19 protein-coding genes, 1 tRNA gene and 1 pseudogene are annotated in these 23,967 nt (G+C 50.3%); 9 read left to right on the top strand and 12 right to left on the bottom strand.

From position 1 onward, the window contains the following. Window positions 1-32 precede the first annotated feature (32 nt). Window positions 33-359 carry a hypothetical protein gene (locus M0R33_RS00835; RefSeq protein WP_366042946.1) on the top strand — a complete coding sequence of 109 codons (327 nt, stop codon included), beginning with the start codon at window positions 33-35 and terminating at the stop codon, window positions 357-359. Window positions 360-527: 168 nt separating this feature from the next. On the opposite strand, the gene M0R33_RS00830 is transcribed toward M0R33_RS00835, so the two are convergent. Together M0R33_RS00830 and M0R33_RS00825 are read right to left on the bottom strand one after the other, a co-directional pair. After that, on the bottom strand, window positions 528-4,277 hold the full coding sequence (locus M0R33_RS00830; protein WP_292563612.1) for an AAA family ATPase: 3,750 nt from the start codon (window positions 4,275-4,277) through the stop codon (window positions 528-530). A gap of 434 nt (window positions 4,278-4,711) precedes the next feature. Then, complete coding sequence (locus tag M0R33_RS00825) at window positions 4,712-5,515, bottom strand: arylamine N-acetyltransferase (RefSeq protein WP_292563609.1); 804 nt, start codon at window positions 5,513-5,515, stop codon at window positions 4,712-4,714. Window positions 5,516-5,759: 244 nt separating this feature from the next. On the opposite strand from M0R33_RS00825, the gene M0R33_RS00820 reads away from it, so the two are divergent. Beyond that, window positions 5,760-6,278, top strand: a complete 519-nt coding sequence (locus tag M0R33_RS00820) for a hypothetical protein (protein WP_292563606.1) — start codon at window positions 5,760-5,762, stop codon at window positions 6,276-6,278. 59 nt (window positions 6,279-6,337) lie between these two features. Here the strand turns inward: M0R33_RS00820 and M0R33_RS00815 are convergent, their stop codons facing one another. Further along, window positions 6,338-6,760 carry a BLUF domain-containing protein gene (locus tag M0R33_RS00815; protein ID WP_292563604.1) on the bottom strand — a complete coding sequence of 141 codons (423 nt, stop codon included), beginning with the start codon at window positions 6,758-6,760 and terminating at the stop codon, window positions 6,338-6,340. Window positions 6,761-6,893: 133 nt separating this feature from the next. Here M0R33_RS00815 and M0R33_RS00810 point away from each other — a divergent pair. Beyond that, window positions 6,894-7,487: pseudogene (locus tag M0R33_RS00810) on the top strand (O-acetyl-ADP-ribose deacetylase). Here M0R33_RS00810 and M0R33_RS00805 read toward each other — a convergent pair. After that, window positions 7,478-8,095 (bottom strand): class I SAM-dependent methyltransferase, encoded by a 618-nt coding sequence (locus M0R33_RS00805; protein WP_292563601.1) that lies wholly within the window; start codon window positions 8,093-8,095, stop codon window positions 7,478-7,480. The pseudogene M0R33_RS00810 and the gene M0R33_RS00805 overlap by 10 nt on opposite strands. 99 nt (window positions 8,096-8,194) lie before the next feature. Between M0R33_RS00805 and M0R33_RS00800 the strand changes: the two genes are divergently transcribed. Then, window positions 8,195-8,271: transfer RNA gene (locus tag M0R33_RS00800), tRNA-Asp, on the top strand. A gap of 140 nt (window positions 8,272-8,411) precedes the next feature. Further along, entirely contained in the window at window positions 8,412-8,840 is a 429-nt protein-coding gene (locus M0R33_RS00795; protein WP_292563598.1) for an Hsp20 family protein, read from the top strand. Between the two features lie 96 nt (window positions 8,841-8,936). On the opposite strand, the gene M0R33_RS00790 is transcribed toward M0R33_RS00795, so the two are convergent. Beyond that, window positions 8,937-9,431 carry an NUDIX domain-containing protein gene (locus M0R33_RS00790; protein WP_292563595.1) on the bottom strand — a complete coding sequence of 165 codons (495 nt, stop codon included), beginning with the start codon at window positions 9,429-9,431 and terminating at the stop codon, window positions 8,937-8,939. Between the two features lie 69 nt (window positions 9,432-9,500). Here M0R33_RS00790 and M0R33_RS00785 point away from each other — a divergent pair, with 69 nt between their 5' ends. Then, window positions 9,501-10,130, top strand: a complete 630-nt coding sequence (locus M0R33_RS00785) for a TetR/AcrR family transcriptional regulator (protein ID WP_292563593.1) — start codon at window positions 9,501-9,503, stop codon at window positions 10,128-10,130. Here M0R33_RS00785 and lplT read toward each other — a convergent pair. The 5 genes from lplT to M0R33_RS00760 form a co-directional block, all read right to left on the bottom strand. Next, entirely contained in the window at window positions 10,072-11,244 is a 1,173-nt protein-coding gene (lplT, locus tag M0R33_RS00780; protein ID WP_292563589.1) for a lysophospholipid transporter LplT, read from the bottom strand. The genes M0R33_RS00785 and lplT overlap by 59 nt on opposite strands. Window positions 11,245-11,250: 6 nt before the next feature. Beyond that, window positions 11,251-13,404 (bottom strand): AMP-binding protein, encoded by a 2,154-nt coding sequence (locus M0R33_RS00775; protein WP_292563586.1) that lies wholly within the window; start codon window positions 13,402-13,404, stop codon window positions 11,251-11,253. 221 nt (window positions 13,405-13,625) lie between these two features. Continuing rightward, window positions 13,626-14,720 (bottom strand): hypothetical protein, encoded by a 1,095-nt coding sequence (locus M0R33_RS00770; protein ID WP_292563583.1) that lies wholly within the window; start codon window positions 14,718-14,720, stop codon window positions 13,626-13,628. A gap of 411 nt (window positions 14,721-15,131) precedes the next feature. Further along, window positions 15,132-16,913, bottom strand: coding sequence for a GspE/PulE family protein (locus tag M0R33_RS00765; RefSeq protein WP_292563581.1), 1,782 nt, complete (start codon window positions 16,911-16,913; stop codon window positions 15,132-15,134). A 51-nt stretch (window positions 16,914-16,964) separates the two neighbouring features. Continuing rightward, complete coding sequence (locus tag M0R33_RS00760; RefSeq protein WP_292563579.1) at window positions 16,965-17,519, bottom strand: response regulator; 555 nt, start codon at window positions 17,517-17,519, stop codon at window positions 16,965-16,967. A gap of 45 nt (window positions 17,520-17,564) precedes the next feature. Between M0R33_RS00760 and M0R33_RS00755 the strand changes: the two genes are divergently transcribed. Beyond that, window positions 17,565-18,287: a hypothetical protein gene (locus tag M0R33_RS00755; protein WP_292563576.1), complete on the top strand. Its 723-nt coding sequence runs from the start codon at window positions 17,565-17,567 to the stop codon at window positions 18,285-18,287. A 10-nt stretch (window positions 18,288-18,297) separates the two neighbouring features. On the opposite strand, the gene M0R33_RS00750 is transcribed toward M0R33_RS00755, so the two are convergent. Next, the gene (locus M0R33_RS00750) at window positions 18,298-19,590 is read right to left on the bottom strand and encodes an HD domain-containing phosphohydrolase (RefSeq protein WP_292563573.1); all 1,293 of its coding nucleotides are present in this window, start codon (window positions 19,588-19,590) and stop codon (window positions 18,298-18,300) included. Between the two features lie 22 nt (window positions 19,591-19,612). After that, window positions 19,613-21,358, bottom strand: coding sequence for a bacteriohemerythrin (locus M0R33_RS00745; RefSeq protein WP_292563571.1), 1,746 nt, complete (start codon window positions 21,356-21,358; stop codon window positions 19,613-19,615). Window positions 21,359-21,561: 203 nt separating this feature from the next. On the opposite strand from M0R33_RS00745, the gene ald reads away from it, so the two are divergent. Beyond that, the gene (ald, locus tag M0R33_RS00740) at window positions 21,562-22,680 is read left to right on the top strand and encodes an alanine dehydrogenase (protein ID WP_292563568.1); all 1,119 of its coding nucleotides are present in this window, start codon (window positions 21,562-21,564) and stop codon (window positions 22,678-22,680) included. A gap of 306 nt (window positions 22,681-22,986) precedes the next feature. Next, window positions 22,987-23,904 carry a LysR substrate-binding domain-containing protein gene (locus M0R33_RS00735; protein WP_292563565.1) on the top strand — a complete coding sequence of 306 codons (918 nt, stop codon included), beginning with the start codon at window positions 22,987-22,989 and terminating at the stop codon, window positions 23,902-23,904. The last annotated feature ends 63 nt before the right edge of the window (window positions 23,905-23,967 follow it).

Raw genomic sequence — 23,967 nt, 5'->3', positions numbered from 1 at the left:
TAGCTTCCGTTCCACCTACTTCACCATAACCCATGACCCGCAGCCGCTACCGAGTCCTGCAAAACCCCAGCCCGCACTTCCTGACTGCAACGATAAATCAGTGGCTGCCGCTGTTTACCCGTCCGGCGACGGTGAATATCGTGCTGGATTCCTGGCGGTTTTTACAGCGCGAAAGCGGGTTTCAACTATACGGTTACGTGATCCTGGAAAATCACTTGCACCTGATTGCCGCGTCGCCGGATTTAAGCCGGGACATGCAGCGGTTTAAGGCGTATACCGCCAAGCAAATCATCTGTCATTTGCAGCAAAGCGGTTCGGTGCGGGTGCTGGAATTATTGGCGTTATTCCAGCGCTCGTAATTATGCGGGCTTGGAGGGTTTGATCGAGGTGGTTCGGGACTGGTGATTGAGCCGGGAAGCAGGGGCTTGCGAGGAGTGTGGGTTCCCAAGCTGAAGCTTGGGAGCCAGTACATGATGAACTTCGAGTGGCGGATCACCGTGCGAGCACTCGCTGTAAGTCGGCTAGAGTCACTGCCCGTTCTTACTCGCAGTGCTCCAAAAATATATCCCAATCAACCCCGGACTGACCTGAAACGTCAGCTCCTTGCCGTCGCGTTCGACCGCCAGGGTTCTTTTTTTGAAACCGACCCGGACCATTTGCTGTTCCAGCGTGAAGTGGTTGATAACCTCCTGGCCGTCGTAGCGGGTAATGATATCGCCCACATTCAGCCCCAGCTTTTCGGCTTCGCAGCAAAGGCTGGTCACCGTCACCACGCTATGAGTAGGGTTGCCGTGACTGTCCCAGATCGAGTGGCTGAGTAAGTTGCCGTTGGTGTCGTATTCCAGCGTCCAGCGGCTAATGCCATTGGCCAGATCGATAGGCTGGCCGCTTTCGCCCAGCATGTTGATTTCGGTTATTTTTCCGGCCGGATTGTAGCCAATCGCTATACTGGCGTAGCCCTCGGTATTTTTGATGGGTCGGCGCTGGCTGTCCAAAAAGCTAAAGTCGGTCAGGTTGCCTTTGGCGTTGTAATTAATGACTTCGGCCGCAAAGCCCTTTTCATTCAGAATCGGCTGGCCGTCGGCTGCAAAATAGCCTATTTCGGTTGTCAGGCCGCGCGCATCATGTTGAAACTCGGTGACGGTGTGGCGGAGCCTGTTTACCGGCCGCGGCTGTCCGCTTAAATCGCTAGTTTCGATGCGGGTGACCAACCCTTCGGCGTTATAGTTGATGTGATGCAGTGAGACGATTTGGTTGGCCGTTGCGCCTTGCAGGGCTTGGTCTACATGCAGTTGGGCGATTTCCTCATCATAGCCTGCCGCATTTTTCTTGAATTTGAGAAACGCGCTTCGCATATCCGCCAGCAATAAATAAGCTTGGCCGGGCAGGGTGTATTGCAGGTTCCAGACTTGTTGACCGCTTTTGTTGTAGGCCGTTTCGCCACGCAGGCTGCCGTCGGCGCCGTAACTGTAATCGAACACGCAGGCCCCCGCATCAAAACCCAGGGTTTGGGCCAGGTTCTGGTAATTGGTGGAATCCGGCATCACGCAGAGGTAGGGTAAACCAACTTGCTCCACGCGCAGCACGTGTCCTGCCGGGTCGCGTTTGAACTGGTAGTAGATGTAGGGCATATCCCGGTCGCCGACTAGCGGGCCGATACCTCTGGGACCGCTGGAATCATGCACCATGTCGCGGTAGTTCTCGATGCGCGGATTGCCGTTAGAGCCGGTTTCGGTGATTAAATAAAAAGCGCCTATCAGCAGAAACAGCAGTAAAAAGGCTAATTCCTTAAGCGGAACCCGGAAACCGGCTGTGTGGTTCGCTGCCGAATTCATGGCTAACAGTTGGCGTTGGCGCCGGTTGCCGCGCAGCCACTTTTCGCCGCTGATGTAAAGCAGCGCAGCAAGAATCAGCACGTAGCCCAGGTGATTTTTTAGTTCGGTACCCGGTGTGTTATAGGTGTAAAAACCCAGGTAAAAAAGTAAGCAGTAGAGCGCGGTACAGATGGTCCAGAATAGTTTGCCGACTCGCAGTTCCTTAGTCAGCGGCATGGCCAACCAGCGCATCATTGTTACCCAGGCCACCGGTGCGGCCAATGCCAGGGCAAATGCGATAACGAGGCCGTTGGCGGTGATGATGGTCCACAGCGCGCTGCCCGCGGCGAACTTCAGCGTGCTGATTGTCGAGATGCCCAGCATCACGGTCCAGCAAATCAGCCCGCCCAGCCAGGCATATTTGCCTTGCGAACGCCGGATAAGCGTGGATGTGCGGACGAAGCTTTTCTCGGTTTCGGTCAGCGTCGAGGCGGTTTGTTCGAGCAGGGCTTCGGCGTCGTCCAGCGGTTTGCCTTTTTCCAGTAGCAGGTCCGGGTCGTTATTGGCGTCTTGCCAGTGCTGCGCCATTTCCGTAAGCGTGGTGCGCTGAAACAGCAGGGCAAGATTTTGCTCTATCCATTCCCGAATGCGCGGCCAATGCAGGAGCAGGGCCTCATGGGCAACGCTGACCACGGCGCCGCCATCGTCGGCACGATCGGTTACGAACAGCCGAGCCTGTACAAAGGCGTCGATAAGCGCGGAGGCCTGCGGGTTTTGCGCGAATGAGGCGATCGGCACATAGCGGCGCAGCGGGGTATTCTTGTCGATATGGCCGAACTCGACCACGGCGGACAGCACGGCAGGCAACTGCTCGCGTATCGGGTTGGGCAGGCTGTTGAATACGGTTTCCGCGCGCTTGGCCAGCGAGCCTTCGACACCGCCTAGCGAACGATAGGCCGCGAAGCCAAGCATGCCCTGTGGTCCGCACAGGTTGAACAGTTCCTGCAAGGTAAATTCCAGCAACGGTAAGGCGTTGGCGCTATTGATAACGGCGTTATACAGCGTATCGTCCAGGCGGGCGCCGCTTTCCGCATCTTCTTCGAAACGTAGCCCGGCGATGCGTGCCGGCTGGCGAATCATCTGCAGGATTTCCGCCGCAGACGGCGGTTTCAGGTCATAGGTGCCAGTGCCTGCTTTCAATTCCTGCAAAGTCGGCAGCTCGGCGCAGCGGTGGTAAAAATCGCTGCGTAGTGTGGCGATCACCCAGATTTGTCCGTCGTTAACTAATGCTGCCAACGCGGAAACGAATTGGCTGCGTTCGTCGGGCGCGACTCTTTGCAGGGTAAAGAGCTCTTCAAGCTGATCGATGACCAGCACCAGACGTGTGACCGGTAATGCGGCCAGTTGCTGCTGCTCCTGAAGCTGGTTTGCCGCTTGGGAAAGCGCCAACTTGATCAGTGGAACAGCCGATGCGGGGTTTTGGCGTAGCGTATTGGCCAATTCAGTGGCGGTTAAGGCTGAAGACAGTTTCGGCAAAGCCTGCTCGCGCAACAAAGCGTTCGCAAGACCATCGAACAGGTCGCCGGTGGATTCGGCCGGACGCATGATGGCCTGCCGCCACAAGCCGACACCTTCGATGATGCCGGGTTGGGTCAGGCTGGGCAGGACGCCAGCCCGCACTACGGACGATTTGCCGATACCGCTCATGCCGGTTATCAACACAAACGGATGCCCCTCGGCGGCCCGGCTGCGCAACGCGTTGAGAATATCGCCGACCGCTCGGGTGCGGCCGAAAAAAATCGGTGCGTGATCGAATTCGAATACTTCCAGGCCGCGGAACGGCGAGCCATGCCAGAAGGTTTGCGGAGCTTCGGCGTAGTCTTTCACCTCATTGGCGATGCTCTGCAGGATTAGCTTGCGCAGATGCTCCTCCAGATGCTCTTCAAATTCTGCGCTGCTAGCGTAGGGATGAAACGCGGCGGTAAAGGAGCCTTCGCTGTCGATGAACCAGCGTTCGATAAACGCATCCAGCGCATCTTTTTGCGCAAGACGAGCCAGTACGTCTTCCTTGGTTTTTAGCGGGGTGACTGGGTCGGCGGTTTTGCGGTAAACCAGAATGTTGGGCGATCCGGTTTGGCGAAAAGCGTTAATGGCATCTTCGAATTCGTATTCGGTCCCCGAGTTGTATCGGCTGCCATCCGGTCTGGAAATCAGCTCGGCCGACAACGGCGTTCCCAGTCTAGACCAGAGCACAAATACCGCGATATCCGTCTTGGATGCCGCAGGGACTTGGCTTTGGAAATCCGCGCTGGCCAGCAGGGGCTCCTGCTCCCAGAAAATACTCTCAAGCTCGATTTTATTGCCGAATTCGCCTTGCATGCGTTTGATGATGCGGTGAGTCAGCAAACGTTCCTCGCCGACGTCGCCGGGAGAGGAGATAAAAATCCGCAGTTTTTTTTTCATGTTGAAAACGTCGCTGGTTGTATGGGGTCTCGGTTTCGATGTGCGTTACCGTAATATATACTCATTGCACTGCAAATTTTGGTTTTAAAAACGCCTCACCCTAATCCTCTCCGGCAGAAAAGCGAATTGAGGTGCTGAATTTGTAAATTTGATATGCAAAAGTTATAGCAAGCCCTAGCCGGAATTTTCGATTCGTGTAAGCCGGTCGCGGTAGTCGCTGCTACCGCGGCAGGCCAAGAGTTATAGTGTGCTATTCCGCCAACCGAAATCGTCCGGCCGGTATTTGTCGAGAGTTGAATTTCATTCGCGACTAGGGCTGCCGAGTCATTTGTAAGTGAAGGTGCGCTTGAATTGGATTAGCGAGGATTTAATTTAGCGTAGTCGGTCGGCTAGGCTATCAGGACTATAGGGTTCGATTTTCCTGAAAGCGCCCCTTATAGCAATCCCAAATGTATGGCGATAGCGGCTAATTTAGAGTCGGTAATGGCGACTCCAAAATGGTTGCGCACCAAATCGCCCAAGTGTTCGGCGGTTTCTACGGTCATGCTGGTTTGCATTTCGGCATTGAATTCGGTGAAGGTTCGATTGTACAGATGAATCCTGCCTAGCTCGGTATTGCGGCACAGGAGCAGATTTCGGGACAGCGGCGATTGGTCCCATGTGGAGCAGAGTATGTTTGCGGCATCCACATCGCAACGACGCACAGTCGCTCTGTCAAAGCTATATAACGCAAACCAGCCATCGTCCTGGCGTTTTTCCAACACGCGTTCGCCGCTATGGACTTCGTGCCGGATGCGATAAGTATCGTGGTTTTGCCGTTGTTCGTGTTCATACTCGAGTCGCAGCGGCAAGCGGGCAGAGGGGCCGCCAAAGCCGGTGTCCACTAACCAGGCTTCTCCGTCGGCTTCCACAATAAAGGCCAAATGATGCCGAGGGCCGCCTTCGCTGCGTCCCATGCGCACCCTGGCCATGATGGGTTCATAGTCGAAACCCAACTCGTTCAACGTGAGAGCCAATAGCCCATTTAATTCGAAACAGTAACCCCCGCGGCCTTGCCTCAGGACTTTTTCGACCAAGGCCGGGGTTTCCAGATTGGGTAAAACACCCAGTAACGGATTGATATTTTCAAAAGCGATGGCATTCAGCTGGGCCTGTTGTATTTGGGCCAGGCCATCGGCGGTGGGTTCTGGGCGGCTAATGCCTATTCGTGTTAAATAATCGTTTATCCGGAAAGTCATGCCGCAAATCCAAAGTGTGCTGAAATTATTGTCTCCGCCAAAGGCGCTGTTTGCTCGGCCATTATTGGCATTTTCAGGTAAACCCGCAACTGCGGCCGGTTATTGTGAACTGTTAGACGGGAAAAGCAATCCGAGCCTCGGCTTTGGATGATCACTATCAAACAGTTACTTTCCAGTCGTGGCCCCTCAAACCGGCGATTTAAGCTAGGATTAACCCGTTGCGAATTTTTTGAAGGATGTCGACTTGCTAAACTTTAGACCTAATGTTATCGATTTCGAAGCCTCCGGTTTTGGCGAGGATAGCTATCCTATCGAAGTCGGTGTGGTGCTGGCCAATGGCGAAAAATACTGCGCGATCATCAAACCCGCCAGCAGCTGGCGTTTTTGGGATGAGCAGGCCGAGCAGATCCATGGGTTGAACCGCGAGTTGTTATATACACACGGCAAACCGATAGAGGTGGTGGCAACCGAACTTAATGCATTTCTGGCGAACCGAGTCGTCTACAGCGACGGCTGGGTGGTAGACAAGCCCTGGATGTCTCGTCTGTATTACGCTTCCGGCCTTCAGCCCAGCTTCTATCTGAGTCCCCTGGAAATGATTCTGAAGGAAGCGCAAATGGAAATCTGGAGTCAAATCAAGGCGGAGGTGATCGACCATTTGCTGTTGCGGCGCCATCGGGCCAGTAGCGACGCGTTAATCGTCCAGGAAACCTTTGCGCGAACCAAGCAACTGATTTCTTCCATCGGCTGTTCGGTAGATTAGCGGGCGGACCGGTTATCGGTATGGTTTCAGCTCAGCCTAAATTTTTTGCGACCATTATTTTAGAATAAAGTCTCGTCCTTAAACATTTTTAACAATCTATCGATTTCATCGGGTATATGCGAGGAATCGCTTGCCGGATTGACAAAAAATGCCGAGAAGCCGTCGATGTCCGCAACGGTTTCAGGCTTGATTACGTTAAAGCCCATACTCCAATCCGCAAACGACCGTTTAGCTATGGGTTTTTTATAGATTAACGATACCTTGTGGTGTCTGGGATCTTGTTTTATGGTGCTGAAAAGGTCGTTAACCTTGCTTTCTTCGCCTTCTAAAATTTGAATGAAAAACGGGTCGAGAAAAAGCAGCATGCCGGAAATATCCAGGCTTTGGTTTTTTTGTCTAGATTCTTTAAGCAGTTGTTTCAACTGCTGTTCGGACCATTTTTGCTTTGAAACGCTGGTATAAATAAAACAATAATTGGACATTTTTAGCCTCCGAGGTGCTCAATGTTCTTTTTAGTAGGAGTAAACCACGGTTATACATTGTTGGGCGAGAAATGTATGGCCGGCCTTTTAAAGCCGGATCGATTCAGCAAGGTTCAAAGCGTGTGCTTGTTTTATGATGCCGAATTGGAAGCGAGTAGCTAAGTCAGGATTATGTATTCAATTTTGCCGGGTAAAAATGCAAATTTTATTGAGTGTGCTTCAGGTCGATATTACCGCTTTAAAAGTGGATGCCATTGTCAATGCCGCTAATAATTCATTGCTGGGCGGCGGTGGAGTGGATGGGGCGATTCACCGCGCAGCAGGTCCGCAATTATTGGCCGAATGCCAGTTATTGGGTGGATGCGCGACGGGGGAGGCCAAAATCACCGCCGGTTATCGATTGACGGCCAAATATGTGGTTCATACCGCGGGGCCAGTGTGGCGCGTCGGTCATATTCATGTAGCCGCTTAGCTGGTGGCGTGTTATCAAAACGCCTTGAAGCTGGCCTTGCGTAACGACATCCATAGCATGGCTTTTCCTTGTATTAGCACCGGAAAATTCGGGTTTCCCAAGCCGCAAACGGCGCAGATTGCCGTGACAACGGTAAAGGATTTTTTAACGGCTCAACAAGCGGACATGCAGGTGACTTTTTGCTGTTTCTGCAAAGACGATGTGGATATCTATCACGCTGTGTTAAACCGATACGGTGATGCCGATCAGGCTTGAGCGGTAAAAATGATCACATCCTTGCCGATGATTTCCAGCCGGCTTCGATAGGTTGCCGCCAACCACTGCAATGTGTGTTCCGAAAAGAAGCTGATATGAGTCATGTCGTTTTTGTAGTGCCAGCGGCTGAACGCGTCGGCATCGATCACCAGTTTGGTCATGATACCTAAATGGCCGTTGGGGTTCAGCAAGCCAAATAAGCGTTGAAATTCTTGCCTGGGCTGGCGGAAATGTTCCGCTACTTCGGTGCAGGTGACAAAATCGTATCGACTTTGCAATGTTTGGGGTTGGTTGGCGTAGAACGGGTCGAATGTACACACCGTATGGCCTTGTTCGCGGAGCATTATGGCCAGCAGCGGCCCGGGGCCGCAGCCGTAATCCAGGCCGCGGGCAGGAGTCGGCAATCTGCTTGACAGAGGCTGGGCCAAGCGGGATAAAAACAACCGATACCCAGCATCTTCGACGCGGTTTTGATGGTAATCGTATAGAGTTTTTTCGGCGGCGGCGGAAAGATGTTGCCAGGGCGGCACAAATACCAATCGGCATTGCCGGCAGCGCAAATAGTCTCGCTGTTTATCTTGAAAAAACGCTACGGTGTCGGTGCTCAAGCAAAGCGGGCAGGATGTAATTGGCATGAATTTTGGTGAATTTAATTATTAAGCTTGACGGACATGGGTTTTGCTGTAGAATGCGCGGCTTCCAACTGCGGAGCGGTAGTTCAGTTGGTTAGAATACCGGCCTGTCACGCCGGGGGTCGCGGGTTCGAGTCCCGTCCGCTCCGCCACTTCTGCATTTGATTTTTGCAAGGTTATTTAATTGATGTTGATTATCGTAAATCGGCATTTTTGACCTTGAAATTCACGTTACTATCACCATATTCTTCCTGCGATCAGAAAATTTTTAACAACGCAAAGGAGAAATACCATGGCTAATTTAAGTCCATTTGTCAGTCGCGGTCTGTTTGATGAGTTGTTTCGCGACGTCAACCCCGGTTATTTTATCAAGCCTTTACACGGAGATTCGTTGCCGACCCAAATTAAGGTTGATATCAAGGAAAACCCCGGCGAGTTTATTGTGGAAGCGGAAATTCCCGGTGCCAGCAAAGATAATATCCACGTCAACATAGACGGCAATGTAGTCAGTATTCGCGCGGAAATCAGTCAGGTGGATAGTCAGACCAAAGACGATAAGCTGCTGCGCAGCGAACGTTATTATGGCGAGGTGTCCCGTAGCTTCCAATTGCCTGTCGATATAGACGACAGCAGCAGTAAAGCCCGCTATGAAAACGGCGTGCTGACGCTGAACCTGCTGAAAAAACAAAAACAAGCCGGGCAGCGGATGACCATCGAATAAAGTATGGCGGGGTGGCGGCGAATCGAGCCAGCAGGCTTAAATTGCTCAGCGCGAAGGTCATAGGCAATAAATACCGCCACGCCCCGCGTTACTATCTTAAAAAGCTCGGTAGTGACGCCAAATAATCTTAAAGGTTTTAGTCAGTGTGGCATCGTCTTCATCGACTCGTTGATTCACTTCGTCCCGCGCCGACCAACAGATCTCGTCTATTTCATCAACAGCAAATACAAAAGGTCCATTGTGTCGGCATTCATACACCTGAATAAACTCCATGCCCGAATCCGGGGAGGGCTCCAGTTTGAATAGTGCTGTCAATGCCGCGCTGACGCCCAGTTCTTCCTCTAGTTCTCGGGGCGCGCACGTGGCGTAGTCTTCGCCCTGGTCGACATGGCCCGCCGCCGAGGTATCCCACAGTCCTTTATTAAGATCTTTTTTCAGTGAACGTTTCTGCAATAATAATTGGCCGCCGTCGTTAAAAACCAGAATATGCACAGCCCGGTGTGGTAAAGATAAGGCGTGAATTTCCCCGCGTGGACGGTGGTCGATGATGCGATCGCGCTCGTCAACGACGGCAAGCAGTTCATTTGACATTTTGGGTATCGATTCCGGATCAAAGGTCGTGTATGGTATCTCTTTTTGAATGCGCCTCGCAGAGCAAATATGGCCAGAAGAAGTGAACACACTCAAGAACAAATCCGGGAAATGGTGCTGAGTGCGGCAGAAAACATCGTTATTGAAGAAGGTTTTCATGCCTTGACAGTCAGGAAAGTGGCCATGGAAATCGGCTATACGGTGGGCAGTATCTACATGGTGTTTGCCAACATGGAAGATGTGATCATGCATGTTAAGGGTAGGGCCTTGGATGAATTGGCCGAACAGTTGCGCCGGCTTGAACCTTGCGAAACCGCCGAGCAGCAAATTCTGGCTTTGGCCAATGTCTATTTACAATTTGCCCATCAGCATTTCAACCGCTGGCGGATGATTTTTGAAGCGATTAAAGATGCGCCGGTGCCCGAATGGTATCAACAAAAAACTCGCGCGATGTTTTTGATAGTGGAAGAGCCGTTTCGCAGGCTGTTACCGAATCCATCCGAGGTGGGGCAGGCTCATCAGGCGGCCCAGGCTTTATGGAGCGGCGTGCACGGTGCTTGCGTGTTGTCGTTGAACGGTAGTCTGGGCAGGGTCGGCGCGGAAGATGTCCAAGTGACCGTGGGGTTGCTGGTAAATAACTTTATTGTGGGTTGGAAGCAGTCGCTGCTTCCGGCAAACGCAGTACCACCCAAAAAGTAGCGGCGAACAACAAGCCGCCCAGACCCAGTAGGGCGGCAATCGGGCCGACTTGCAGGGAAGCGGCAAAGGTATAGGAACCTACCGAAACCAGCATCGCTACGTTTTGGAAAAAATTCTGCATGGCGACCGCGCCGCCGCTACCTATACTTTGTTGCCCCAATTCCTGGAGGGCGGCATTGATAGGTACGATGAACATGCCGCCGGCCGTGCCCATTAATAACAGCACCGCGCGCGCCGACCACACCTCGTTGGTAAAACTCAGTCCTATGATCATCAACGCCATCAGATAGGCCGGGATGCGCGCCCGGCGCAGATGTTCCAGCGGAATTAGATGCGGCACCATGGCCGCGCCGACGATAATGCCCACGGCCAAAAACAGGGTCAGGTCAGCGATGTCGCTGGCGTTATGCGACATTAACACCAATGGCGCCCAGGCAATGATAATCACCCGTACACAGGCGGCCGCGGCCCAGAATAATGAGGCGCCCAAAACCGCGAATCGCGACCGTGGAGTGGCTAAAAAGCTTCGCACCTCCCGAAAAAACAATAAGACTTTCGAACCGGCCACCGGCGTGCGGCTGACATTGACCGGCAAGAACAAAGTCGTGGCAGCGGAGATCAAAAACAGCGCCACCGTACCAATCAAAGCCCAGGTAATGGAGTAATCCGCAACTTTGGCCCCCACCACCATGCCTGTCAGAATAGCTAAAATCGTCGAGCCTTCAATCCAGCTATTAGCTTTGACCAAACCATTATGGCCGGCCAGTTCCGGCAAAATGCCGTATTTGGCCGGGCTGTATAGCGCGGCGCCCACGCCGACCAGGCAGTAGGCAATCAGCGGTTCAACGTTTAGCAACAGCAAACCCGCGCCGGCGGCTTTGATTAAGTTGGCGACAATTAATACCCGCGATTTGGCATAATTATCGGCAAACGCGCCCACCCAGGGCGCCAGTAGTACAAAGGCGATCAAAAACACGCTTTGTAGCGCCGGTATATACCAGCTGGGCGGCTGCGCGGTTTGCATGACCAGGGCGATCACGGTAAACAAAATGGCATTGTCGGCAAAGGCAGACAAAAATTGGGCAATCAGGAGAGGGTAGATGTGTTTGCTCATACTGATTTATGCCTCGGCATTGATAAGTGTATCCGCCAACTGAGAAGCGGAAATGTAATCGGTTTTGCCGGTGGGTAATACCGGGATCTTATCCAGCACCAGGACTTTTTTGGGTAGGGTAATGGCCGCGATGCCGGGGGAGGCTTCCGCCAATTGTTTGGGGGTGGCGGCGGGTTGGGTGGTCAATAAAATCACTTGTTCGCCTTTTTTGGCGTCCGGTAGGCTCACCACCGCATGTTGGGCGCTTGGCCAGGCTTGGCTGGCTAGTTGTTCCACCGCAGTCAGGGAAACCATTTCGCCGCTGACTTTAGCAAAACGTTTGCTGCGGCCCTGGATATGAATAAAGCCCTCTTCATCCACGGTTACAATATCGCCGGTGTCGTACCAGCCTTCGCCATACAGAGAGCAGGGCGGAACCAGCACCCCTGGGTTGTCGGCTAATAAGTAGCCTTTCATGATGTTGGGTCCGGCTACGTGCAATTTGCCGCCGTGTTCGATCCCGGGAACCGACTCCAGTTTATACAGCATATCAGGCATGAAGCGGCCCACCGTGCCGGCCTTGTAGTCCATCGGGGTGTTGACGGAGGTCACCGGTGCAGTTTCGGTAGCGCCGTAGCCTTCCAGTACCCGGATGCCGAACTTGTCCAGCCATATTGACCGGGTGCTTTCCTGCAGTTTTTCCGCGCCGGCCACTACGTAACGCATACTGAAAAAATCGTAAGGATGGGCTTTTTTAGCGTAAGCGGCCAGGAAGGTATTGGTGCCGAACATAATGGTAGCGCCGACTTCGTAGGCCATTTCCGGTACCACGGCAAAATGCAGCGGCGAGGGGTAAAAAAAGGCAGTCATGCCGTTCAATATCGGTAACAGTGTGCCGACCGTAAAGCCGAAGGAATGAAACATCGGCAGAAAATTCAATACCACGTCGGTCGGGTTGAAGTCGATGCGTGCCTTGATTTGTTGGTGATTGGCAATTACGTTGGCATGGGACAGTACCACGCCCTTGGGTGCGCCTTCCGAGCCCGAGGTAAACAATACCACGGCGGCATCGTCGGAATCGTAGGCATAACTTTTGTACCAATAATCGGCGGTTTTGGCTTCGATGAACGCCTTGAGTTTGTCGATGCCGGATAGGTTTGCCGCCAAGTCTTCCAAATACACCAGCTTGACATGTTCTGCCAATACCGCTGCGTCTTGCTCCAGGTGGGCCAGTTCGATGAATTTGCGGGAACTCAGCACAACCTTGACTTGACCCGTCGTGCAAGCCGAGACCATGCCCGCCGAACCGATGGAATAATTCAGCATGGCCGGCACCCGTTTAAACAGTTGCAGGCCTAAAATAACATTCAGGGTTTTGGTGGAGTTGGGTAGCAGGATGCCGACATTTTCAGCTTCGCTGGTTAACGGTTTGACCAGTTTGCCAAGGATAATGCTACGAGTGATCAAGGCGTCGTAACTGAGCGGTTGACGCTCCAGATCTTCCGCCACCGTATGCTTGCCGCCATGAATTTTGCGGGCCTCCAATAAGGCGGCGAAAATGGTTTGCTGATAATGGCTGGTGGCAAACATCATTTCCGTCATGATATCCGACAGAATATGGCCGCTGTGTTTGCGTCTGGCTTTGCCGGTGAATTCGCCATGGGTATCGATACGGGTAGGCGGCAGAATATGGATGGTGATGGGGGGAAACCACCGCAAGCGTACTATGTTTTTTAGCTTGGATAACGGGGTGTACTGCGCCCCGTCGATGCGTATCGGTAAAATCGTCGCTCCGGACTTGTCCGCCACCATGCCGGTGCCGTCGTAAATTTTCATCATCGATCCTGTGACGGTGATGCGGCCTTCCGGGAAAATTACGGTCTTGGTGTCGTTTTGCAGGTGATGAATCAGGGCTTTTAGCGATAACGGATGGGTGGGGTCCATCGGGAATACTTTGGACAAACGCAGGAAAGGCCTTAGCCACCAACGTTGGGAAATTTGGGTGTTGATTGCAAAGGTAATGTTGTCCGGTAAAAACACACCTAATAACAACGGGTCCAGAAAAGAGGTGTGATTGGCCACGATCAGTACCCGATCGCCGGCTTGATGGTAATTTTCCAAGCCGATGACCTTGACCCGGTATAACAATGAAAGTAGCCAGTGTAGAAAAATCTTTAACATAGTATGCCTCCTGAGGGCGCATCTTAGCAGACGGATTACAATTTGCTGGAGATACTATAAAGACAAATTAAACTATGTTCAATTATTAATGTGATTTTTTAGTATTAATCGGTGTTTTTTATTATTTCGGGTGGAGGGTTGTTAAAGCGGAATTAGAAGAGAGCCAAAATTTTGCCTCTCTTCTGAAGTAAATATCTAAAGCCTAGTTTTTAACTACGGATTTATTTTTTAGTGATCGGTTTGTGGCGCGAAAAAGCTGTAAATCCCGCTAAAACCGAGCCAAACAGCCATGCGCCGCCAGGTAGAGGCACTTGGGCTGGAAATTCGATCGGGCCGTTTAGATTGGCCGCGACCATTTGTTGGCCAAGCAGTCTGCCTACATAGCGTTCAATATTGGCTGGGTCGGTTTGTAAGTCGTCTTCACAAGAACCTGTTTCGACGCATTTGGCTTCATGTTCGGGATCGTAACTACCCGTAAAAGCGAAAAACTGATACGTTCTCAATACCTGTTCGGCGTTGGCGCCGGCTGCTTGTAAACCGCTATCCAGTTTATTGTTAACGCCGTTAGGGTCATCCAGGCGTCGTTGCAGTAGTTTCCACTCGACTTCCACGCCGTCGTGTTCCGCATCCGCAATTTTATCCGGATTATCCGCCATCAAATCATTCAAATTGGCCATGTGCTCCAGGTCGAGTTCGGTTTTTATGACCTTAACCCAAACAGCGTCGGAAAACTTTTGATTGGCTTCAGGTACTTCCGGGGCCTCCGGTGCTTCCATGACAAACTGCACTTGCGGCGCCGGAGCGGGTAGGCCCGGCGCTGGCGCTACCGGCTGCACCACATTAATGATAGGTGCGCCGATCAGGTTTACCGCCGTGGTACGGTTGCCTGCTTGGTCCAGCCAAAAATAGCGGGATGTGGTCGGGGTGCCGTTTAGTGCCAAACCAAAATGTTCGCAGCCGTCAATAGTGATACAGGAGTGGCCTCCGGTATTGGCTATTGGGGACGTAAAGGGGGAGGTACTATGCAGGCCGCCATCGTAATATCGGACAATGGTGCTGCCATTTGCAGAGCTTATTTGGCCGGACCCGTAATGCCAATTTTGAAAAGTGTAGAAATTGCCGTTGTAGTTGGCAATGGAAGATGAATCGATGCCTTCCAATTCAATTTCAAAACCATAATAGCTATCGGTCGTGGAGTCGTTAAAAACGTCGAAATTGCTTAAGGTGCCGAATGTGGTACTGGCCAAGACACTATTACTGGCCAGTAGCGCGCTAACGCCTAATAACTGGCTGACACGCTTAAGTTTGTTTTTCATGGTCGAATCCTTGGTTAGTATCGGCTGATAAAAAATCATTGAGGCGAATTTTTTTCGGTTAGTTCAGGGTGGTCAAAGTAGGCTTGGCCTTTACGAGTAGCAACATAATTGCCGGTGAGGTTGATTTTTTGTCCCTGAAAGCCGCCGGCTGGTGATAAAGACTATAGAGTGGGGTTTGTACTTTTCCGGAATATTTCATCGGCATGAGCAAAACCGATAGTCAACAATAAGCTGATAAGCCAGATGAGTTGAGGCGACCGATCCATATCATTCTCCAGCAGAGTTTTAGAGTATTCTAATTGTTGGGTATGACGGTGCGGGGGTCAAGTTAATGTTATATTAAAATTATGATTATTATTAACTGTTTGATATGGAAATATTTTTTAATAATTAGAATAATTCGAGGTGGGGTTATAGGTCTATGCGCTCTGGGGCAACGCGGATGACTTCCTCGATAGTGGTCATGCCGGCGGCAACTTTTTCGGCACCGCTTAGCCGTAACGGCCGCATACCTTCCTTGATGGCTTGTTTTTGTAACTGATTTACATCGCACCCTTCTACAATCATTTTCTGCAAAGAGGCGCTATTCTCAAAAATTTCATAAATTCCGATACGGCCGGCAAAACCGGTATTGCGGCATATCTTGCAGCCGACGGCTTGATAGATTTTTGGGGGTGCCGCGACTTTAAACGGGGCTGTCAGCGCTTGCCATTTCAGTTCATCCGGTACAACGGCCGCTTTACAGTGGCATAGCACTCTTATCAGTCGCTGGGCCATAATGCCCAGCACCGTTTGCTGGATCAGATAAGACGGCACGCCGATGTTGAGCAAGCGGGTAACCGCTGCCGGGGCATTGTTGGTATGCAAGGTGGAGAATACCAGATGGCCGGTTAAGGAAGCTTGTACGGCCATTTCGGCTGTTTCCATGTCCCGGATCTCGCCTACCATGATGATATCCGGATCTTGTCGCATCAATGTGCGTATGCCGTTGGCAAAGTCCAGGCCGATATTGGCTTGTACCTGCATTTGGTTGAAGCTGGGCTCGATTTGTTCGATAGGGTCTTCAACGGTACACAAATTGACTTCCGGCGTAGCCAACCTTTTCAATGTGGAATATAAAGTGGTGGTTTTTCCGGAACCTGTGGGTCCGGTCACTAAAATGATGCCATGACTCTGGCTGGTCATGTGATTCCATATCTGCATCTCCTGTTTGTTGAATCCCAACTGCTCGTAATCGCGCAATAGCACGTCCGGATCGAAAATCCGCATCACCAGTTTTTCGCCGAAGGCGGTCGGCATCGTGGACAAACGTAGCTCTATTTCCTTGCCGCCCGAACTTTGAGTTTTGATGCGGCCGTCTTGCGGCAGGCGCTTTTCGGCGATATTCATGCGGCCCAAAATCTTTAGGCGGCTCAAGACCGCATTCATAATGTTTTTCGGAAGCTGATAAACCTGATGCAGTACACCGTCGATACGGAAGCGGACATTGCTTTGCAGGCGACGCGGCTCAATGTGGATGTCGCTGGCGCGTTGATCGAAGGCGTATTGCAGCAGCCAGTTGACCAGATTTACCACATGTTGGTTGTTGGCATCCAGATCGGCATTTTTGCTGAGTTCGATTAACTGTTCGAAGTTTTGCGCCGAGCTGTTATCCGGTTGGCCGGTTTGATGACTGGCGCCTTTTAACGAACGGGAAAAATTATAAAATTCATCCAGATAGCGTTTGATTTCATCCGGGTTGGAAAATACGCAGCGGATTTTTCCAGTATGCATTTTGGCCAAATCCTGTTGCCAGGATTGCACAAACGGTTCGGCAGTGGCGACAACAACTTCGTCATCGCTGATTTTGATGGGCAAGATATTGTAATTGCTTGCGTAGGCTTTACTGAATATGGTCGTTACCTTGGAGACGTCGATACGTAACGGGTCGAAGTAGTAATAGGGCGTATTGAGTTTTTTAGCCAGCCATTGCGTCAAGTCTTCCTGGGTTAGCAATTTGCCCAAGGCCGATTTATCGGCCAATTCGCACTCGGCCAGGATTTTAAGCGGATGTTTATGTTTGTTGATGCCGGCCTGCGCGTATTGACGGCATTTTTTAAAATCCGCCACCGAGAGCATGTCGTCAGCTTCCAACCAAGTGATGATTTGCCGGATATCCAGTTTTTGGTCTTCGGTCGTACTTTCTTCACGCATCAGGCAGAATCAATTTAAAAGAAAGGGTAAAGTGCGGCGTAAATGCAACGGTTAAAGCTTAAAGTCGTCATCAATGTCCGCTTCATTCATGATGATGGAACCGTCCGGCGCCCAATTCACTTTAGTAATACCAGGTTCTTCGGCTTCCAAGGCTTTTAAAATGGCATTCTGTTGGTTAAGCTTGGTTTGTTGTTGTCTGACTTGATCGGCAAGCGCTTTGTTTTCCTGTAATATCCGTTTTAATTCGAGGCCTTTTTCCAAGGCATTGAGGATTTCCAGGTTATTCCAGGGTTTGTTGATAAAACGGAATACCCCGAGAGTGTTGATGGCTTTCTGAGCGGCTTGAAGATCGGCGTAACCGGTGACGATGATCCGAATGGCTTCCGGTTGAATAGCCATGAATTTTTCCAGAAACATTATGCCATCCATTTCAGGCATCCGGTAATCGGAAACGACGATATCAAAAGGTGTGGTGCGAGCATGAGCCAGTCCTTCCTTGCCGCTGTTGGCTGTGGTGATTGAATAGTTTTTCAATACACGCCTGAGTGCTTTGAGTATATTGGGTTCATCATCGACGAGCAAAACGTTGCCGGGTTCATTGTTCATGGTAGTGACGAGTTTGTTTTTCTATAACGTATAGCATAAATTAAAATGATGACTTTGGAACATTCCGACCAATCAAACTGGGTGTTTTTATACAAATTATCGTTTGCGGATGATAACCGCCTGGAATTTTCGATAAATATCGACAAAACTTCTAACAGCTTTATCCCGTCGGAACAAAAACCGCCTCCTGCCTGGGCGGCGCTAGATTACCAGCAGTGTAGCAATTGTCCGCTCTCTAAGAATGAGATGCCCCATTGTCCTGTCGCGGCTAATCTGGTGCCGCTGATCGAATTGTGCGGGTCCATGAAGTCTTATCAAACCTTAACTTTGGAGGTCGCGACTCCCGAGCGCACCATTAGCGGTGAGACTACCGTACGGCGCGCGATCAGTTCGATACTGGGTTTGATCATGGCCACCAGCGCCTGTCCGCACACCGAATTTTTTAAGCCGATGGCGCGGTTTCATTTGCCGCTGGCTAGTGATGAGGAAACCATTTATCGCACCACCTCCATGTTTTTATTGGCGCAATATTTTCTGAATAAGGACGGCAAATCCTTTACCATGGAGTTAGATCAACTCACGCGAATATACAAAGAGTTGCAAATTATCAACCGAGCCCTGGCGCGCAGATTGAGAGCCGCGATTAGCGAGGACGCGGCTGTTAATGGCATCATTCTACTGGATTTATTGACGCAGTCGGTTGCCTGGTCAATCGAGGATGGACTGGAAAGTATCCGTTATTTGTTCAAGCGCTATGGCGTTGAATAGGCCCCAACACCTAAACGCGCACTCGTAAGATCAGATCTTTACTGTGACTACGCATTTCGAGGACTTTCTCGATATGGCTTTGGCTTAATATCTGGTCCTTTAAATACAACATGCCGTTGTGGATGATCTCAACGGCTTCCATGCCGGGCTGTAATTGCGTCCAGGAAATGTCGATTACCGGACGCTCGTCTTCGATGTGTGATTCGGACAGCAAGGTCAGGAATAGATCCACAACTGCAGGATCATACAGACTGCCTTTTTTCAGCAATAAGCGTTTTTGGGCGGTTTCAGTGCTTAATGCGGTACCGGTGATAAAGCCGTCCAGACTGCTGATGTAGTCACGCACCACGGCTAAAATTCGTGATCCTAGAGGGATCTGGCTGCCTGACATGCCGCGCGGTTCACCGGAACCGTCAAAATTTTCGTGTTGGTAGAGGATTAACTCGGCCGCATTTTTGAGTTGATCGATGCCATTTAATAAATTGCAGCCTTCCTGACCATGGTGTAGATAGCGTTTTTTGCCTGCCGCGGTCATGTCGGTTAAAGGCTGTCTGAGTAAATCGTCCGGTAAACTGATTTTGCCTATTTGCAATAGCAGGCCGGCATACAAAATGTCTTTGACATCGTCGGCCGTCATGTTCAGGCGTTGGGCGAGCTCTTTGGCGTTTTCGGCAATGTATTTGGAATGGCCGCTTTTGATGCCGGGGCGCATCTCAATGATGCGGGCAAAGGTTTTAATAGTGTTGGTAAATTGTTTTTTTAACGCGTTATGGGCACCGTCAAGCTTTTGCAGCGAGAGTCTAACTTGCTCTGTGCGGAGTTGGACTTTATTCTCCAGTTGGTCGTTTAATGATTTCAGTTCCAGATTTTGCTGTTCGATGATGCTAAACAACTGCTGCCGTTCGTCCCGTAAGCGCTTTTGGTCCAACGCATTATTGACCAGGATTTTCAGCTCGTTATCTTCCCAAGGCTTACTGCAATAACTGTATATTTTGCCTTTATTGACCGCATTGATGGTGGATTCCATATCCGCATAGCCGGTTAATAAAATTCGGGTAATATTGGGCCAGCTCTCAGCTGCCCGGGATAAGAATTCCGCACCATCCATTTGCGGCATACGCATGTCGGATATGATGAGATCGATAGGATTTTCGGTTAATATTTTTAAGCCTGCCTGCCCATTTTCCGCCAATAAGACATTATATTCCGCGCCTCGAAATAGCCGTTTCAGGGATTTAAGGATATTGGGCTCATCGTCAACAAACAGCAGATTAGCCGGCGGCATTTGAATGGTTTCGGTCATGACGGTCAAGCCCAGGTTCTAATTATAGAATTGGCAAAGATACTCTGAACTTGGTCCCTTTGCCCTCGGTGGATTGCAAATCAACTTTTCCTTGATGATCCTGAATGATTTTATACGAAAGTGACAGACCCAGCCCGGTACCTTTTCCCACCGGTTTTGTGGTAAAAAAAGGGTCGAATATTTTAGACTGAATCGCCGGCGGAATTCCCTTGCCGGTGTCTTCCACTTCAAACCAAACCCAGTTGGGTTGGCAACCGGTCCGGATGTAAATTTTGCCGAATTCTTCAATGGCCTGAGCGGCATTGACCAGTAAATTTAAAATCACCTGATTGACTTGGCTGCCGACACAGACAAACGGTTTGATGCCGGCATATTCTTTTACCACTTCCGCTTTATATTTTATTTCGTTGTTAACTATATTCAAAGTAGCGTCTATGCCGGCTTCCAGATCAAACGGACTCTTATCTTGTTTGTCTATCCGGGAAAAGTCGCGTAAATCCTGGACGATTTTTTTGGCTCGGGTCGCGCCTTCCAAAGCTTCCTGAACTAAGTCGGGGATGTCGTCTTTCATGAAATCCAGATCAACCGACTGTTGCAGCTGCTGAAACTCCACTACGGCCGAATCATCGGCAGGCAGATGATTCGCCAATTGTTGTCCCGACTCTACAATTCTTAATAAATCCTGAATATATTGTTTTAGGGTATTAAGGTTGGAATAGATATAGCCGAGGGGGTTATTGATTTCATGCGCGACTCCAGCGGCCAATTGACCCAAGGAGGCCATTTTCTCGGACTGCACGAGATGGCTTTGCACTTCCTTTAATTGCTGATTCAGCGCAATTTGTTGGTCTTTTTCAGTTTCCAGATGTTGATTGGCTACTTGCAATTGTTGCGTGCGTTGATCGACTAAAATCTCCAGTTGTGCTTCCGCCTGTTTCCGCAGGCTGATATCCATGCCAAAACCCATCAACCCCGCTATCTGCCCGTTTGCCCGGATGCGCGGGACAATTTTTTCCAACATCCAAAACGTGCTTTTCCCTGGCCGATTCAGACGGTATTCAATTTGTTGCTCGCACAGTTCCGTGCTGGCCTTCTGGTAAGCCTGTTTAACCCGTTCAATATCGTCAGGGTCAATGGCGCTATGCCAGTTGTCCATCGTGATCTTTTGTTTGGGAAGACTGAAGGTCTCTACCCAAAACCGGTTGCAAAAGATAGGGATATGCTGGGTGTTGGTAATCCAGATCAGCGCAGGTAGCTGGTCGGCCAGCTCTTTAAAGCGTTTTTCACTCTCCCGTAGAGCTGAATACAAATTGCTATGCATGATATCGGCTTGCTGTTTGCGGAGTTCAACATCATTCACTATCGGGGCGTGATTCAAGGCCAGCGCCATTTGCTTGTCTGAATACAATATATGATCCATCAGCCAGGCGACTAAAAAGTCCAATAAAACATTGGAGACCGCATCCGGGTTGTCGATAGCCATCTGCCGTTCTTGGGTTACTTTTTTGATGAATTCGTCGTGCTCGAGCTTGTGTTTATTGTAGTGGAGCGTATCCAAACTAGCTTCTTGCATCAGCTGTTCCTCATCCCTAAAGTGATATTGAGTGTACTCAACCAACTCATCCACCAGTTGCAGGATTTTTTTGTGTTTGTATCCCAAGGCAACGGCTTCATCCAATTGGTTCAGGATATCGACTAGCTTTTGATGTTGTAGATCTATTTTTGATATCCCAACATTGAGTTGGTCATTCCAGGTGATAATGGTCATGGTGATAGCTTTTAAAGATACTGAGTTAGAGGCAATGCGGCAAGAGCTGTCGTTAAACTTGGATAATACACGTAACCAGAGCAACTTATAAACCAGGATGAATTAATCTGTTTCTTTATAAGGTAATTGACAGCCCTAAATGGCTTGGCAATACTGCCGCAACAGCTTGAGCTGCATACTGACTCAATTAGGAGTGTCATTTCATGAAAGTAGGTCTGATAAAAGAGATCAAGAGCGAGGAATACCGGGTAGGCTTAACACCGGAGGGTGTCGCGGCTTTGGTTGCCCTAGGGCATGATGTTTCAGTAGAAACGTCGGCGGGACTGGGATCCGGGTTTAGCGATCAGGATTATCAACGGGCCGGTGCGGACATAGTCAGCGTTGAGCAGGCTTGGAATCAGGAATTGGTCATAAAGGTGAAGGAACCGATTGCGGCCGAGTATCAGTACCTAAAACAGCAAATCGTATTTACTTATTTTCATTTGGCGGGTGTGCCTAAAGCGCTTACCGAGTCTTTATTGAGTGGAAAAACTACCGCAGTGGCCTACGAGACGCTGGAAGACCAGCAAGGCCGATTACCCTTATTGGCGCCCATGAGTGCAGTGGCCGGTAATATGGCTGTACAGATGGGTTGTCATTATCTCGCCCGCTGCAATGGCGGCAAAGGCGTGATGTTGGGTTCGGTATTGGGTAAACGCCACGGCAATGTCTTGATCATCGGTGACGGTGTAGTCGGCAGTCATGCGGCGCGCACGGCAGTCGGTTTAGGCGCCAATGTGACGGTAGCGGGTTTATTTCCTGAAAATGCGGCTCGGTTGCAACGCGAGATATCCCCGGAAATTGGTTTTATCATTTCCGATCCCGTGACTATTGCCGAATATGTTGAAAATGCGGATTTGTTGGTAGGGGCGGTATTGATACACGGTGCGCGCGCGGCCCACGTGGTCACCGAGAAAATGGTGCAAACCATGCAACCTGGTTCGGTCATCGTAGACGTCAGTATCGATCAGGGCGGTTGTATCGAAACAGCCCATGCGACTACTCATCTTGCACCGGTTTATGAAAAACACGGCGTCATACATTACTGTGTCAGTAATATGCCTGGTGCTTTTCCCCGCACCGCCACCATGGCGCTAACCGACGCAACCTTTCCCTATGTGTTGAAGTTGGCTGAGCAGGGATTGGCAGCCTTGTCTCGAGAACCGGGTTTCGCCAAAGCCTTAAATACCCATCAAGGTTTTATTTGCTGTCAACCCGCGGCGGAAGCGTTATCTTTGGCGGATCAATATAAGCCCTATGCTGAAGTATTGGCGGGTATATGAGGGTTTTCTCGGTTTAATTGAATATGCATAATTCGATATCCGGTATCGCGCGCGCCTCGGCTACTGAGCCGCTACCCTTGAATGGGTCTGACAGCTATAGTGGTTGCTTGAAACAGTATTGCTGGGGATTTATTACCGATGGTGAAACTTGATTCCCGACAGACCCTTCTGTATTTTGCAGTATATGAGGATAATCCACCGCGCTATCTGCCGTGAGTTAATATCCACTGCCCTTGAAATTATCGGATTGCCTAGTAGATGTTTTGTTAATGGAACTACAGTATTACCAGGAGGTTAATACACGCGATGAATCTTAATCAGCTCGAATTATTGCGTATTTTGCAAGAGACAGACTTTAACCTGAGTAAATCGGCAGAAAAAATGCACGTGGTGCAATCGGCCGTCAGTCGTCAATTGCAGTTATTGGAAGCGGAGTTGGGATCTCCGGTATTCGAGCGGCATGGCAAACGTTTGCTGGGGTTGACACCGCTTGGGGAGCGTATCATGCGGGAAGTGGAGCAGATACATCAGGCCAAGAAGAATATTCAAAGCATGGCGGACGACTTTCGGGCAAATCGTAACGGTACCCTGCATATCGCCACGACACATACTCAGGCCAAATATCTGTTACCGGTGCCGGTACAAAAATTTCGCCAACAGTATCCGGGCATTAAAATCTATATGGTGCAATCCTCGCCGGATAATTTGATCGATTTGCTGCATCAGCATCAGGCGGACATTGCCATTTGCACTGAAAAACTGGCCGATGACGATAGATTGATTCTAAGGCCTTGCTATCAATGGCACCATGTTGCCATCGTGCCTAAAAACCATCCGTTGACAAGCGGCGAGTTGACCTTGCGGCGATTGGCCACGGAGCCGATTCTGACCTATAGTCCAGGCTTTACAGGGCGCTCGGCGATTGAAAAAGCCTTTAACGATGCCGAGTTGCAGCCGGATATTATTCTGGCGGCAGCGGATTCGGATGTTATCAAAACCTATGTCAGGTTAGGCTTGGGGGTCGGCATTATCGCGGAAACGTCATATGAACCCATTAAGGACAATGATTTGGTGGCGCTGGATTTAAGTCGGTTAATACAGACATCGGTGACTAAAATCGCCTATTTGAAGCAATTGTATCTGCCATCCTATTGCCGGTATTTCATCGATAAGCTTTTGGAACAAGCGCAATTAAAGACTCACAGCCAGTCACAAGGTATTTAAACAACAGAGAACTGGCATAACAGCTTAAAATAGTCTAAAAACATTGAGTTATTTTGATGAGCT

The organism is Methylomonas sp., assembly GCF_023228165.1.
In the GTDB taxonomy this organism is placed as follows: domain Bacteria; phylum Pseudomonadota; class Gammaproteobacteria; order Methylococcales; family Methylomonadaceae; genus Methylomonas.
This window is presented reverse-complemented; position numbering and strand designations above follow the sequence as displayed.

Coding starts and splice junctions, on each gene's coding strand:
- M0R33_RS00825 (WP_292563609.1), bottom strand. CDS start 5,515: ATGACTTTCCGGATAAACGATTATTTAACACGAATAGGCATTAGCCGC.
- M0R33_RS00835 (WP_366042946.1), top strand. CDS start 33: ATGACCCGCAGCCGCTACCGAGTCCTGCAAAACCCCAGCCCGCACTTC.
- M0R33_RS00815 (WP_292563604.1), bottom strand. CDS start 6,760: ATGTCCAATTATTGTTTTATTTATACCAGCGTTTCAAAGCAAAAATGG.
- M0R33_RS00775 (WP_292563586.1), bottom strand. CDS start 13,404: ATGTTAAAGATTTTTCTACACTGGCTACTTTCATTGTTATACCGGGTC.
- M0R33_RS00830 (WP_292563612.1), bottom strand. CDS start 4,277: ATGAAAAAAAAACTGCGGATTTTTATCTCCTCTCCCGGCGACGTCGGC.
- M0R33_RS00785 (WP_292563593.1), top strand. CDS start 9,501: ATGGCCAGAAGAAGTGAACACACTCAAGAACAAATCCGGGAAATGGTG.
- M0R33_RS00795 (WP_292563598.1), top strand. CDS start 8,412: ATGGCTAATTTAAGTCCATTTGTCAGTCGCGGTCTGTTTGATGAGTTG.
- M0R33_RS00760 (WP_292563579.1), bottom strand. CDS start 17,519: ATGAACAATGAACCCGGCAACGTTTTGCTCGTCGATGATGAACCCAAT.
- M0R33_RS00755 (WP_292563576.1), top strand. CDS start 17,565: ATGATGACTTTGGAACATTCCGACCAATCAAACTGGGTGTTTTTATAC.
- M0R33_RS00750 (WP_292563573.1), bottom strand. CDS start 19,590: ATGACCGAAACCATTCAAATGCCGCCGGCTAATCTGCTGTTTGTTGAC.
- M0R33_RS00765 (WP_292563581.1), bottom strand. CDS start 16,913: ATGCGTGAAGAAAGTACGACCGAAGACCAAAAACTGGATATCCGGCAA.
- M0R33_RS00790 (WP_292563595.1), bottom strand. CDS start 9,431: ATGTCAAATGAACTGCTTGCCGTCGTTGACGAGCGCGATCGCATCATC.
- ald (WP_292563568.1), top strand. CDS start 21,562: ATGAAAGTAGGTCTGATAAAAGAGATCAAGAGCGAGGAATACCGGGTA.
- M0R33_RS00745 (WP_292563571.1), bottom strand. CDS start 21,358: ATGACCATTATCACCTGGAATGACCAACTCAATGTTGGGATATCAAAA.
- M0R33_RS00770 (WP_292563583.1), bottom strand. CDS start 14,720: ATGAAAAACAAACTTAAGCGTGTCAGCCAGTTATTAGGCGTTAGCGCG.
- M0R33_RS00735 (WP_292563565.1), top strand. CDS start 22,987: ATGAATCTTAATCAGCTCGAATTATTGCGTATTTTGCAAGAGACAGAC.
- lplT (WP_292563589.1), bottom strand. CDS start 11,244: ATGAGCAAACACATCTACCCTCTCCTGATTGCCCAATTTTTGTCTGCC.